Source organism: Cryobacterium sp. TMT1-62, from assembly GCF_004403145.1.
GTDB classification, from domain to species: Bacteria; Actinomycetota; Actinomycetes; order Actinomycetales; family Microbacteriaceae; genus Cryobacterium; species Cryobacterium sandaracinum.
This window is the reverse complement of sequence record NZ_SOGZ01000016.1, coordinates 36,564-49,003: the sequence shown is the minus strand read 5'-3', so window position 1 is coordinate 49,003 and position 12,440 is coordinate 36,564. Positions and strand designations below refer to the sequence as shown.

Genomic DNA, 12,440 nt, shown 5'->3' with positions numbered 1-12,440 from the left:
GCCCCAACCCTCCCAGGGAGATACCCGGCATGACGACCGCAGTAGAGCGACCCTCGCTCAAGGCCAAGGAACGCCCCGGCGACCGCATCTTCGCCACGAGCACGATTGTGGCCGGCAGCCTCATCCTGGCAATTCTCGCCGCCGTAGCGGCCTTTCTGCTTGTGCAGAGCCTGCCGGCCTTCCTCGCCGACCCGGAGGAGTTCAAGGGCGACACCACCAACTTCTGGTCGTATGTCTGGCCGCTCGCGTTCGGCACACTCTGGGCGGCGTTCCTCGCGCTGATCATGGCCGTGCCCGTCGCCATCGGCATCGCGCTCTTCATCTCGCACTATGCCCCCCGCAAGCTCGCGCAGGGCCTGGGCTACCTGATCGACCTTCTCGCCGCCGTGCCCTCCGTCGTCTTCGGGCTGTGGGGCATCGGCGTGCTCGCGCCGCTCGTGCAGCCGTTCTACACGAACCTGGTCGAGTGGTTCGGCTGGATCCCCCTCTTTGCCGGCCCGGTTTCCGGCACCGGGCGCACGACGCTCACGGTCGCCATCGTGCTGGCTGTCATGGTCTTGCCGATCATCACGGCGTTGTCCCGGGAGATCTTCCTGCAGACCCCCGTGCTATACGAGGAGGCATCACTGGCCCTCGGCGCAACCCGCTGGGAAATGATCGCCATGGCCGTGCTGCCCTTCGGCCGTGCCGGGATCATCTCCGCCTCGATGCTCGGCCTCGGCCGGGCCCTGGGTGAAACCATGGCCGTCGCCATGGTGCTCTCACCGAGCCGGGACGTCATCTTCCAGCTCCTGACCTCGCAGAACCCCACCACAATCGCCGCGAACATCGCCCTCAACTTTCCGGAGGCGCACGGCGTCGGCGTCAATATTCTGCTCGCGACGGGTCTCATTCTCTTCGTCATCACGCTCGTGGTGAACATGATCGCCCGCGTCATCATCAACCGCCGCAAGGCATTCTCCGGAGCGAACTGATGAGCCTGACGACCACGACCTCGAACACGGCCGCGCCCCTGACGAACTCCCTCACCGCGGGCAAGCTTCCTCGGCACACCTCTCTGGCCGTGCTCCTGGCCAGCTGGCTGGTCACAGGCGCGTTCTTCTTCGTGGTGATGCTCTCCGGCGCTGCCGAGGGATTCAACATCGTCGGAACGCTCTTCTTCGGCACCGTCGTCTACTGCGTCGCCATCTACCTGCTCTCGTACTTCGTCGAGGGCGTGCGCAAGGCCAAGGACCGCCTGGTCACCGCCCTCGTGACCGTGGCCTTCGCGGTCGCCCTTCTGCCGCTCTTCTCGCTCGTCATAACCACCCTGGTCAACGGACTGCCGGCGTTCCTCACCCCGAGCTTTTTCACCCAATCCCAGCGCAACGTCGTGGGCGAGGGCGGCGGCGCCTTGCACGCCGTCATCGGCACGCTGCTGATCACCGGTGTGGCCACGCTCATTTCGGTGCCGATCGGCCTCCTGGCAGCGATCTACCTCACCGAGTACGGCCGAGGTCGGCTGGCTCGGGCGATCACGTTCTTCGTCGACGTCATGACCGGCATCCCGTCGATCGTCGCGGGACTCTTCGCGTTCGCCCTGTTCTCTCTTCTGTTCGACGACCCCGGCATCCGCTTCGGATTCGGCGGCGCCATCGCCCTCACAGTGTTGATGATCCCCGTCGTCGTTCGTTCGAGCGAGGAAATGCTCAAGCTTGTTCCCAACGAGCTTCGCGAGGCGGCGTACGCGCTCGGTGTGCCGAAATGGCTGACCATCGTCAAGGTCGTGCTGCCGACATCCCTCGCCGGGATCGTGACCGGGATCATGATCTCGATCTCCCGCGTGATCGGTGAGACGGCGCCGCTGCTGATCATCTCCGGGTTCACGGCCAGCATGAACTACGACCTGTTCAACGAGCGCATGATGACCCTGCCCGTGTTCGTCTACACCCAGTACGCCAACCAGGGCGCAGACACCCAGTCCTACCTCGACCGTGCCTGGGCCGGCGCCCTGACGCTCATCTTGATCGTGATGCTATTGAACCTGGGCGCGCGCGTCATCGCCAAAATCTTCTCCCCCAAGCTCGGCCGCTAGGCTCCACCTCCCGGCCTCGGCCGTCTGATCCAAAGGAATGCATGTCCAAGCGCATTGAAGTCAACGACCTCAACGTCTACTACAGCAAGTTTCTGGCTGTCGAAGACGTGTCGTTGGTGATCGAGCCTCGAACCGTGACGGCCCTGATCGGGCCCAGCGGATGCGGCAAGTCCACGTTCCTGCGCACGCTGAACCGCATGCACGAGGTCATCCCCGGGGCGTACGTCACGGGCGATGTACTCATCGACGGCAACAACCTCTATGGTCAGGGAGTCGACCCGGTGCTCGTGCGGCGCCAGGTGGGCATGGTGTTCCAGCGCCCGAACCCGTTCCCGACCATGTCGATCGGCGACAACGTACTGGCCGGCGTGAAGCTCAACAACCGCCGGATGGCCAAGTCCGACGCCGACGACCTGATCGAGAAGTCGCTGCAGGGCGCGAACCTCTGGAAAGAGGTCAAGGATCGCCTCGACAAGCCCGGCTCGAGCCTCTCCGGAGGCCAACAACAGCGCCTCTGCATCGCACGCGCGATCGCGGTGCACCCCGACGTCATCCTGATGGACGAGCCGTGCTCGGCCCTCGACCCGATCTCGACGCTGGCGATCGAGGACCTGATCGAGGAGATGAAGGCCGACTACACGATTGTGATCGTCACTCACAACATGCAGCAGGCATCCCGGGTCTCCGACCGCACCGGATTCTTCAACATCGCCGGCACCGGCAAGCCCGGCAAGCTGATCGAGTACGACGACACGACCACGATCTTCTCCAACCCGAGCGAGCAGGCCACCGAGGACTACGTCTCCGGCCGCTTCGGCTAAGCCCGGTTCCGTGCCTGGCGCGCGGACAGCACTGCGCCCTCGCTCCGCGCCCCGAACGAATTCGACGGAGATTCTGCCCTGAACGCGCCGATTACGCGTGAAACGGCACGATTAGAGCAGAATCTCCGTCGAACTGGTTAGCAAGCCGGCTGCGGGGCGACGCGCTGCGGTGGGGCGTCAGACGGTGCGGGCGAGCAGGGCGGCGTTGAGGGTGCGGGTGCGCTCGGAGTCGACGGGCATTGGTCTGCCATCGAGTTCGGTCACGTGCACGGCCAGGCGCAGGCTGGAGAGCAGCCACACGGCATCCGCCGACCGTAGCTCGTCGACGCTCATGTCGCGGTATTCCGTGCGCTCCCCTGCCGCCCGAAGGTGCTCGAACGCGCTCTGTTGGGTGGTGCCGTGCAGGATTGCTCCGCTCGGCAGGGGAGAGACGTAGACATCGCCCCTGCAGAGCATCACGGTCGAGGTGGGCCCCTCGAGCACGAAGCCGTCGTGGGTGAGGAAGATCGCGTCGTCGGCGCCGCGGCGGCGGGCCTCCCTGAGGGCGGCCATGTTGACCGCATAGCTGAGCGTCTTCGCGCCCATAAGGAGCCAGGGCGCCTGCTCTGCGACGCCGTGCGGGTAGCCGCGGTCCAGGGTGACCGCCCGGATGCCGTCCTCGCGGACGACGGCGAAGTCGGGCGCGGGGGTCGCGTGAAGCCAGGCCGTGGGTGCCGGGCCGGAGTCGACGCCGCGGCTGTAGACGAGTTTGAGCACAACTTCGCCCTCGTGCGGGACGCGGTCGACCACGTGCGCGATCGCGGCCAGCCACTGAGCCGTGTTCGGCTCGGGCAGCTCACAGGTCGCGGCCGAGGTGCCCAGCCGGGCAAGGTGTGGGCCGACCGCCTGAGGGTGGCCGCCGACCACGCCAAGTGTCTCGAAGACGCCGTCGCCCCGCTGGGCGCTCAACTCCCCCACCCGCAACGCCGGGGCATCCGAGTCCACCTCGTGGAACGTGTCGTCGAATTCCGTCTGCGGCGCGCCGGCGGGAACCGGGTCGAGGAGCAGGGTGAAGGGCAGCGTCGTTCGCCGAACAGTCATTTGACGAGCATAGAGGATCGGGTCAGGAGCAGGTCAGGATCAGGTCGGGATCGACTCAGATCAAGCAGCTCAGGAGCTCTGGATGGCGAGGATCGGGTCGCTGGTGGGCTGCTCCGAGCCGCCCTTAGGCTCGACCGTGACGCCGATCGTGTCGCCGGCGGTGAGGCTGCCGTCGAGCACGCGCCAGACGGTGCCGGTGCCGGTGCCGGACGAGTCGAAGATTCCGGCGGGAACCGGGCCGGAGCCGCCGATGTACCAGAGCTGGTAGTCCCGGTCGGACGGCAAGTCCGGCAGGTCGTCGACCAGGAGCGCTGAGAGTCCGCTCTCTTCGGACCAGACCAGGGTGGCTTCCTGACCGTCGGCGGTGGTCGCCGACGCGCGCTGGATGTCAGCGGCCGCCGTGATTTGCACGAGACCGGCCGCCTGGTCCTGTTCGAATTGGTCGGACTCCAGAGACTGGCCGACGAAGGTGCCGCCCGCGAAGAGGGCGACGGCCGCGGCGGCCGCCGCGAGAACGCCGACGGGCCGCTGGAACCAGCGCAGGCGGGCGCGCTCGGAGGCGCTGCCCGCTGCAGTGGCGCCTCGGATCGGAGCGGGATCGACGCGCGGCGCGGGGGTGGCCGGTGCCGTCTGATCGGCCGGCAGGGGCGCGAGCTGCGGCGTGGCGGCAAGTTTGGCCATCAGGGAGGCCCTGAGTCCGGCCGAGGGCTGCACGGGGGTGGCGGCAAGGCCCAGCGCCACCGCGGTGTCACTCAGCTCGGCCGCCTCGATGCGGGCCGGCTCGGACGCCTTGAGGTGCTCCTCATAGACGGCGGCCTCTTCCGCGCCCAGGGCGTGGAGGGCGTAGGCGCCGGCGAGCTCGCCCGGGTTCTGCCCTGCGGCGTTGCGGGTTTCGTCATTCCGGGTGTTGTCGCTCATGACGCCACTCCCAACTCGTCGCGCAGGCGGATCATGCCGTCGCGCAGCCTCGTTTTCACAGTTCCGAGAGGGATCTGCAACCGCTCGGCGACTTCACTCTGGCTGAGGCCGCCGTAGTAGGCGAGGCTGATCGCCTGGCGCTGCAGTTCCGTCAATCTGGACATCGCCTTTTCCACTCTTTCGTGCTCGATTCGTACTCCGACCGTTTCGGACACCTCGTCGTAGGCAACCGCAAGATCACGGATGCCGATTTTAATATCCCGGTCGCGGCTGGCCTGCGACGACCGAATCCGGTCGATCGCCCGGCGGTGCGCCATGGTCAGGATCCAGGTCGCCGCCCCGCCGCGCTGGGCCTCGTACCTCGTCGCCGTCTGCCAGATCTCCAGGAAGATCTCCTGCGTCACTTCCTCCGACTGCGAGGGGTCAACCAGAAGACGTCGAACGAGACCGAGAACACGCGAGGCCATCCGGTCATACAGCTCTCCAAATGCTCCTTCGTCTCCCTGCGCCACCCGGCCCAGCAATTCCTCATGGGAGACAGGAACAGTCCCCTCCCGGTTGACGTTGAATTCAGCACTCATGAGAACAAGCATCTCAGGTCTTGTCCACGTCCATGGTTCGGCGCGGAGACCGAATCGGATTGGTGTGTCACACCAGGCAGAGGAGGAGTGACGGCCGGACCGCAGAACGCCTCTCGGCGCGAGGCCGCTCACAGCGGCGAATATTGGAGCCCGGGGTTACTGCGGCCCGACCAGACTCCAGTGTAAACGACCCGGATGCGGATCGCGCACCCGGCGGGACGGCTCGCGGCCGATCAGTTAGACAGGTCAGTCCAGCGAGTCACTGCGCCAGAGCCGGGCGCAGGAGCCGAACTCCTGGGCGGTGGTGGAGAACCGGAGGGCACGGGTAGTCAGTTCGGTGGACCGGAGCGGTTCGGTCGTCTCCAGGTCGTCCGCGACGCTGGTGCAGCCGACGGAGATGACGCGGCAGAACGCCGCCGCGCGGTCGAGTGCCACGGCGAAATCCCCGGTGAAGATCCCCCGCAGGATCTGGTCGGCCAGGACGATGATCTCCGCCGTGCCCGTGGGCACCGCGGCCCCGGCAATGACCGGGTCGATCGCCACCGTGACTTCGGTTCCGCGCTGGTAGAGGAACGCCGTGCCCTCGGGATCCTGGCGGATGAGCAACCGCACCAGGTAGATCCGCCAGAGCGCCCCGGGCAGGCTGCGCGGCGTTGCCCGCGACCAGAGTTCGGCCACCGCGTCGACGCCGTTCTCGTCGGTGTAGGTCACGAGCCGCTCGACGATGTCGGGGTCAGGGTCGCTGCGCACGCGGGCCAAAAGCGCGTGCGCGGTTTCATGCGCCACCCGGCTGATCAGTGCCGGGTCTTCGCCCCCCTGGAAGGACTCGAATTTGCTGCCGGAGAACTGGGTCGGCTTGTGGAAATTCTCGGCCATGGCATCCTCCTGGGCTCGGTTTCGTGTTCGCTGTGGGCACATCCGTCTCGTCTGCAGAAAACCCTCTCCCACGGTACCTAGAAAAACGGATCCGAAATCCCCTGTACATTATTAACCGCGGGCCTCTAGCTCAGTTGGTAGAGCAAAGGACTTTTAATCCTTGGGTCGTCGGTTCGAGCCCGACGGGGCCCACTCACAGGATCAGCGTCGGTGCAGACCCGGGTCTCGCGTGGGCCCAGCATCGACTCCGGACTCCCGGCGAGCACCCAGCGATGATTCGGGCGGCGTTCGGGTAGCTCCTCCATACTTCTCTGACATGGTGCCGGCATGCCCGATGCCGGCGACCTGAGAAGGAGGCCCCGTGGGCAGAGTGAATGAAGAAGTTGAAATCGAGACCGGGATCATCACCCGGTACCGGCGTCACCCCAACGGACGCGGCCTGGTGTCCCCCAGCGCACGCGTGCACCCCGAGGCGTTCGTATCCCGAACCGCCTACGTGGAGAGCGGCGCGCGGGTCGGGGCGGAGGCGTGGATCGGCCCCGGCAGTTGGATCGACCAGGACGCGGTCATCGGTTCTCACGTGTTCATCGGCCAGAACGTGCACGTCGGCGCGGACGCCGTCGTCGGCAGCGCCGCGCGGCTGGGCAGCTATGTGCGGATCGGTCGCGGGGCACGGCTCAGCCCCGGAGCGGTCGTCGAACGCGATCTGCGGGTTCCGGACAACGCCGTGATCGGCGCGGCCCCGCGCACGCGCCTGTCGCCCGGATCGGCACCCGCCGGTGTCGCCCACGCCGCCTAGGGGTGCGTCTACGGGTGCGTCTACGGGCGCGTCCGCTACTCGGCGGTGAACGGGCTTGCGAGTTCTCGCTGCACCATCAGCGCCAACTCGCGCAACAGCACGAGGTCGATGGTTCCTGCCGCCCTCGGCTCCGAGTCGAACACGCAGAGAGCCCCGATGAGCTCCCCCGACGGCGACTCGATCGGGAATCCGGCGTAGAACCTGATCTTCGGCTCGCCCACCACGAGTGGATTGTCTCGGAAGCGGTCGTCGAGGAGGGCATCCGGTATCACCATAGCCGCGGTGCCCGTGATGGTTACCTCGCAGAACGAATTGGACCGCGGCGACTCGGCATCGGCCACGCAGATGCGGGCCTTATGCCACTGGCGATCGCCATCGATCACCGTGAGCGCCGCGGACTGGGTGCCGAACAGGGTGCGCGCCAGTGCCGCGATGCGGTCGAAGCGCTCCTCGGGCGGGGTGTCGACGATCCCGAGCTGGTCGACCGCGAGCTGGCGCCGCGCCTCCTTCGCCCTCGCCTGGTCGTCGGAGGGCACCGGTTCGGCGTCAGGGGTCGCGACCCGGTCGGCGCCGAGGAGCGGCGCCATCCGGGAGGCGAGAACGTCGGCCCAGTGCGCATACGTATCCGTGGACCGGTATCGGCCCGGCGGCGGCGTCGGCGCCGCACTGGACGGTACGAACGCGACCCCGTCGCTGCTGTCGGCGACGAGCCGTACCGTCACCCGGTTCAGGAGCCGGCCGTGGTGGTCCGCCAGATTTCCGAGCCTGGAATCGAACACCGGGATCGACCGGATGGGCTGGATTCCCGCCACGATGATGCTGGTGCTGCGGGGCGATGACGCCGTGAGGAACCGGAGCAGATTCGCCAGATCGCGCCGCCAGGCCCGGGCGGAGACCAAGTTCACGGCCTCGTTCACGCCCAGGACCAGCACGATCGCTTCGAAACGGGTGAGCCGCACCCCGGTCAGCTCGAGGAGGGCCGTGGCGACGGTCATGCGGGGATTCGCGATGAGGTCGACGTCGACCCCGCGGCCGGTCTGCGCGGACAGGGCGCGGGCGAGCGAGCCGGGCAGGGCCAGGTTGTGGCTCACGACCCCGCGGCCGACCGCCAGCCCCGAACCGAGGATGAGGATCCGGTCGGGATCAATGCCCGCGGAGTGCGCTTGCGGAGCATCCGTGGGCATGGGGACATCGCCGAAGCCGCGCTCGGACGCGGCGGCCCAGGTGCGCATGGCGGGAGCCAGCGCCCATCGTATGAGTTCCCGCACAGATGCCCCTTTGTTGCTAAGACACAAGGGTGTATCCAAGACCGAATTTCAAGTATCCCCCATTCGGGGCGAGGGTCCAGGGCCGCGTCACACCAGTGCCACAACGGCCTGGGCGAGCGCGAAAATGACCAGGCCGGCGAGCGCGCCCACCACGGTGCCGTTGATGCGGATGAACTGGAGGTCCTTTCCGATCTGCAGTTCGATCTTCTCGGCCGTCTCGGCCGCGTCCCACCGCGCGACGGTTTCGGTGATCACCTCGGCGATCTCGTGCCGGTACCGGCGCACGATGTAGCTTGCACTGTCGGCCAGCCACCGGTCGACGCGGGCGCCGAGGGCCGGGTCGGTCGACAGTCTCCCGCCGACCTCCATGACGGTCGAGCGGATGCCCGTGCGCAACCCGCTCGAGGGGTCGTTCAGCGCCGCCGTCAGGGAGAACTTCACGGCCTCCCAGGTTTTGCTCGCGAAATCGCGCAGCCGGGCGCTGTCGAGCAGTTCGAGCTTGAGCGCCTCCACCCGTTCGATCATCGCCGGCTCGTGCTGCAGGTCGTCGATCACCTCGACGAGGTAACGATCGATGGCCTGGCGGAGCGGATGCACGGCATCCGCACGCGCGGTGGCCACGAAGGCGAGCACCTCCCGGTGCGCCTTGTCGTCGACCAGCTTGTCGACGAAACCGGGGAGCCAGGTCGGCAGGCGCTGGGACACGGCCCGCCCGAAGGCCTCCGGATGCTCCAACAGCCAGCCCTCGGCCCGTTCCAGCAGCAGGTCGACGGCGGCGTGCTGCTGCCCCGACTCGACCAGCCGCGCCCCCACGTGCCCGATTGTCGGACCCCACTCCGGCTTCAGCAGGTTCTCGCGGGCCACGGTTTCGATCAGCTCCTGGATCGCGTCGTCGCTGAGCAGGTTGAGCAGACCGGCGCCCGCCACCGCGACCTCGTCGGTGAGCCGACGCGCGTTCTCCTCCTGGGAGAGCCACGCGCCGAGCCGACGGGACGCACCCAGCGATTCGAGCTTGCCACGGATGACCGCCTCGGAGAGGAAATTCGTCTCGACGAATTCACCTAGGCTGGCCCCGATCTCGTCCTTGCGGCTGGCGATGATGTTCGTGTGCGGGATGCGCAGGCCCAGCGGGTACCGGAACAGGGCCGTCACGGCGAACCAGTCCGCTACGGCGCCGACCATGCCGCCCTCGGCCGCGGCGCGCACGTACTGCAGCCACGGGTAGCTCTCCTGCAGCGCGAACGAGGTGGCGAACACTACCGCCATCAGGAGAAGCAGGCCGATGGCGAGCCGCTTCATGCGGATCAGGGCCGTCAGGCGCACGGCGTCCGGCAGGCTCAGCGGCGGCCGGGCGGCGGCCGCCGCCCGTGCTGCACGTGGACCGGTCTCGGTCTGGTCTTTCTGCCTCATCTTCTCGGCCATCCTCCCAGACTGCCGGATCGGGGCCGGGGAGGGAAACCCGTCTTCCCTCGACCCCGGCGCGCTGCACACTCAGCAGTGGCAGTGTCCCTCTTCGACGGGCGTCGACGGCGGCACATCGAGCACCGGGCTGCGGTCGAAGAAGCCACCGGGCTTCAGCTTGAAACCAGCGGTGTTCACGGGCAAGATCGGCCAGGCCTCGATGCGCGGATAGTGGGTGAGGCCGAACGTGTGCCAGAGCACGATGTCCTGGCCGTCGATGTCGCGGTCGGCTTCGATGTAGGCATGCAGGCCGGCTCCGCCGCCTCGAACCTCAAGAAGATCACTCTCAAACTCGGGGGCAAGGCCCCCTCCATCATCACTGCGGACGCCGACATCGACGCGGCCGTCGGCGGCAACCTGGCGGGCGGCACGCTCAATTCCGGGCAGGTCTGCGCGGCCTACACGCGGTTCTATGTCAACAAGAAGCGCGAGGCCGAATTCGTTGAGAAAATGGCGGCCGGGGTCTCCGGCATGAAGCTTGGCGCCAGGATGGACCCCAGCACCCAGCTGGGTCCTCTGGTCTCTCAAAAACACCTCGACCACGTCGAACGGATGGTCACGGTCGGCCGTGCCGAGGGCGCGGAACTCGTGACCGGTGGCGCCCGGGCCGGCGAGGTCGGCTTCTTCTTCCAGCCGACGATGTTCGCCGGTGTGCGCGACGACATGGCCATCGCGACCGACGAGGTCTTCGGGCCGGTGCTCTCGATCATGTCCTAGACAATGACGACGACCTGCAGGAGCTCATCAACCGGGCCAACGACACCGACTATGGGCACGCCGCCACGGTCTGGACGAAGGACCTCGAGAAGGCACACCGCCTGGCCAACGGCATCCGTGCCGGTGCGAACTTCGTGAACATGCCACCGGTGCCGGATATGGCCGCGCCGTGGGGCGGGTTCGAGACCGGCGGCTGGGGCAACGAGATGGGTCCGGATTCGATCGACGCGTACACGCAGGTCAAGGGCGTCTGGATGCACTACGGCAGCTAGCCGCACGGGTTTTTCGCGGCATCCGTTCGTTTTCACTCACTCGTCAACTCAATGAGGAGTAAACCCATGACGACCACTCGCAGTACCCCTCAGTCCGACTTCCGGACCACCCTACGCACGGGACGCCTCGGTGTGATCGGCATCGTCTTCTTCGTGGTCGCGGTGGCCGCACCGCTCGTGGGCATGACCGGTGCGGTCCCGGTCGCGATCGTTCTCGGTAACGGCGCGGCCGCCCCGGGCGCCTACCTCGTGGTGGGCGTCACCCTGCTGCTGTTCAGCGTCGGCTATGCCGCGATGAGCCAGCGCGTCACCAATGCCGGAGCCTTCTTCGCCTATATCGGCCGAGGCCTCGGCCACCAGCTCGGCAGCGCGTCGGCCTTCGTCTCGATCCTCGCCTACCTCGCCATCCAGCTCGCGATCTACGGGTTCTTCGGCGGACTGCTCGGCGCCCAGGTCGGCCTGCTCCCCTGGTGAGAGTGGACGTCGGCGCCAAGGTGCTCGGCGTGCTGATGCTGCTCGAACTCCTGGCACTGGTCGTCACCTCGGTCGCCATCCTGGCCGACGGCGGGCCGGAGGGCCTGAACTTCTGGGCCTCGTTCGACCCGGCCGCGATCCTCGCCGGCGGGCTGGCCGGCTCGGCGGGCATCGCGTTCGCCTTCGCGTTCGCGTCCTTCATCAGCTTCGAGGCCACCGCAATCTACGGCGAGGAATCCAAGGACCCGAAGACGGTGGTCCCCCGCGCCACCTACCTGGCGGTCGGAGTGATCACGGCGCTGTTCGCCCTGACGGCGTTCGCCATGGTCACGGGAATGGGTGCATCCTCGGTCGTCGAGAAGACCGTGGAGCTGTCGAGTCTCGACGGGGTTCCCCTGGCCGACCCGGCCGCGGTGCTCTTCTCCCTCGCGACCCAGTACGTGGCACCGTGGATGGCCACCGTGATGGGCGTCCTGGTGATCTCGAGCCTGTTCGCCGGACCGCTGGCCTTTCAGAACGCGGCCAGCCGGTACCTCTTCGCCCTCGGCCGCGGCGGCGCGCTGCCCGCGCCGCTCAGCCACGTCAACGGTCGCGGCGCCCCGAGCACCGCCTCCCTCGCCACGTCGGTCCTCACGGATCTCGTCATCGTCACCTTCGCCGTCTTCCGGCTCGACCCGGTGCTCAACATGTTCTACTGGTTCAGCGGTCTCGCCGTGGTGGCGATCGTGCTGATCGAGATCCTCGTCTGCATCGCGGTGATCGCGTTCTTCCACCGCAATGCGGGCAGCGAGAACGTGGTCCAGACCATCATCGCCCCGGTGCTGGCCACCATCGGTCTGATCCTCGGCGAGTACCTGCTGATGAGCCGCTTCGGGCTCCTCTCCGGCACGGTGGCCAAGGGCGTGGACCCGACGATGTCATCGTGGTGCCTGAGCCCGATCGGCTGGGTGCTCGTGTCCCTGCCCTTCGTGCTCCTGCTCGTCGGCTACCTGCACTCCCTCTGGTCGCACACCGAGAACGAGGCCCTGGTCAAGGACGTCCTCTCGTAGCCGGCAAGCCGTGAAACGGGGTGACCGCCGCGAGGCGGACACCCCGTCTC

At 67.4% G+C, this 12,440-nt stretch carries 14 protein-coding genes, 1 tRNA gene and 1 pseudogene; 9 read left to right on the top strand and 7 right to left on the bottom strand.

Annotated elements, in window-relative coordinates; genetic code table 11:
* Positions 1-29 precede the first annotated feature (29 nt).
* Genes pstC through pstB form a run of 3 tightly spaced genes read left to right on the top strand, consistent with a single transcriptional unit; the run spans position 30 to position 2,895 of the window.
* Positions 30-974, top strand: coding sequence for a phosphate ABC transporter permease subunit PstC (gene pstC, locus E3T34_RS03905; RefSeq protein WP_104100157.1), 945 nt, complete (start codon positions 30-32; stop codon positions 972-974).
* Entirely contained in the window at positions 974-2,074 is a 1,101-nt protein-coding gene (pstA, locus tag E3T34_RS03900) for a phosphate ABC transporter permease PstA (RefSeq protein WP_104100158.1), read from the top strand. Before pstC ends, pstA begins: the two co-directional genes overlap by 1 nt.
* 41 nt (positions 2,075-2,115) lie before the next feature.
* Positions 2,116-2,895, top strand: coding sequence for a phosphate ABC transporter ATP-binding protein PstB (pstB, locus tag E3T34_RS03895; protein ID WP_104100159.1), 780 nt, complete (start codon positions 2,116-2,118; stop codon positions 2,893-2,895).
* 177 nt (positions 2,896-3,072) lie between these two features.
* On the opposite strand, the gene E3T34_RS03890 is transcribed toward pstB, so the two are convergent.
* The 4 genes from E3T34_RS03890 to E3T34_RS03875 all read right to left on the bottom strand — a co-directional run bounded on the left by E3T34_RS03890 (position 3,073) and on the right by E3T34_RS03875 (position 6,350).
* The gene (locus E3T34_RS03890) at positions 3,073-3,975 is read right to left on the bottom strand and encodes an aminodeoxychorismate lyase (protein ID WP_104100160.1); all 903 of its coding nucleotides are present in this window, start codon (positions 3,973-3,975) and stop codon (positions 3,073-3,075) included.
* A 69-nt stretch (positions 3,976-4,044) separates the two neighbouring features.
* Positions 4,045-4,893, bottom strand: a complete 849-nt coding sequence (locus E3T34_RS03885) for an anti-sigma factor domain-containing protein (protein WP_134342229.1) — start codon at positions 4,891-4,893, stop codon at positions 4,045-4,047.
* Complete coding sequence (gene sigK / locus E3T34_RS03880) at positions 4,890-5,474, bottom strand: ECF RNA polymerase sigma factor SigK (protein ID WP_104100197.1); 585 nt, start codon at positions 5,472-5,474, stop codon at positions 4,890-4,892. The genes E3T34_RS03885 and sigK overlap by 4 nt, the downstream gene beginning before the upstream one ends.
* A 246-nt stretch (positions 5,475-5,720) precedes the next feature.
* Positions 5,721-6,350 (bottom strand): DNA-directed RNA polymerase subunit beta, encoded by a 630-nt coding sequence (locus E3T34_RS03875; protein WP_104100162.1) that lies wholly within the window; start codon positions 6,348-6,350, stop codon positions 5,721-5,723.
* A 119-nt stretch (positions 6,351-6,469) separates the two neighbouring features.
* On the opposite strand from E3T34_RS03875, the gene E3T34_RS03870 reads away from it, so the two are divergent.
* Together E3T34_RS03870 and E3T34_RS03865 are read left to right on the top strand one after the other, a co-directional pair.
* Positions 6,470-6,542 (top strand) — tRNA-Lys (locus tag E3T34_RS03870).
* 169 nt (positions 6,543-6,711) lie between these two features.
* Positions 6,712-7,149, top strand: coding sequence for a hypothetical protein (locus E3T34_RS03865; RefSeq protein ID WP_104100163.1), 438 nt, complete (start codon positions 6,712-6,714; stop codon positions 7,147-7,149).
* 35 nt (positions 7,150-7,184) lie between these two features.
* On the opposite strand, the gene E3T34_RS03860 is transcribed toward E3T34_RS03865, so the two are convergent.
* The 3 genes and pseudogenes from E3T34_RS03860 to E3T34_RS03850 all read right to left on the bottom strand — a co-directional run.
* A complete protein-coding gene (locus tag E3T34_RS03860) occupies positions 7,185-8,417 on the bottom strand; it encodes a GAF domain-containing protein (protein WP_134342228.1) in 1,233 nt (410 codons plus the stop codon).
* Positions 8,418-8,504: 87 nt separating this feature from the next.
* On the bottom strand, positions 8,505-9,839 hold the full coding sequence (locus tag E3T34_RS03855; protein ID WP_241977333.1) for a DUF445 domain-containing protein: 1,335 nt from the start codon (positions 9,837-9,839) through the stop codon (positions 8,505-8,507).
* Positions 9,840-9,908: 69 nt separating this feature from the next.
* Positions 9,909-10,142, bottom strand: a pseudogene (locus tag E3T34_RS03850) (histamine oxidase); the annotation flags it as partial.
* Here E3T34_RS03850 and E3T34_RS16665 point away from each other — a divergent pair.
* The 4 genes from E3T34_RS16665 to E3T34_RS03840 all read left to right on the top strand — a co-directional run bounded on the left by E3T34_RS16665 (position 10,122) and on the right by E3T34_RS03840 (position 12,390).
* Positions 10,122-10,595, top strand: coding sequence for an aldehyde dehydrogenase (locus tag E3T34_RS16665; protein WP_255409019.1), 474 nt, complete (start codon positions 10,122-10,124; stop codon positions 10,593-10,595). The pseudogene E3T34_RS03850 and the gene E3T34_RS16665 overlap by 21 nt on opposite strands.
* A gap of 14 nt (positions 10,596-10,609) precedes the next feature.
* Positions 10,610-10,867, top strand: a complete 258-nt coding sequence (locus E3T34_RS16660) for an aldehyde dehydrogenase family protein (RefSeq protein ID WP_198412260.1) — start codon at positions 10,610-10,612, stop codon at positions 10,865-10,867.
* A 66-nt stretch (positions 10,868-10,933) separates the two neighbouring features.
* On the top strand, positions 10,934-11,341 hold the full coding sequence (locus E3T34_RS16350) for a hypothetical protein (RefSeq protein ID WP_233191279.1): 408 nt from the start codon (positions 10,934-10,936) through the stop codon (positions 11,339-11,341).
* Positions 11,338-12,390 carry an APC family permease gene (locus E3T34_RS03840; RefSeq protein ID WP_233191281.1) on the top strand — a complete coding sequence of 351 codons (1,053 nt, stop codon included), beginning with the start codon at positions 11,338-11,340 and terminating at the stop codon, positions 12,388-12,390. The genes E3T34_RS16350 and E3T34_RS03840 overlap by 4 nt, the downstream gene beginning before the upstream one ends.
* Positions 12,391-12,440 lie beyond the last annotated feature (50 nt).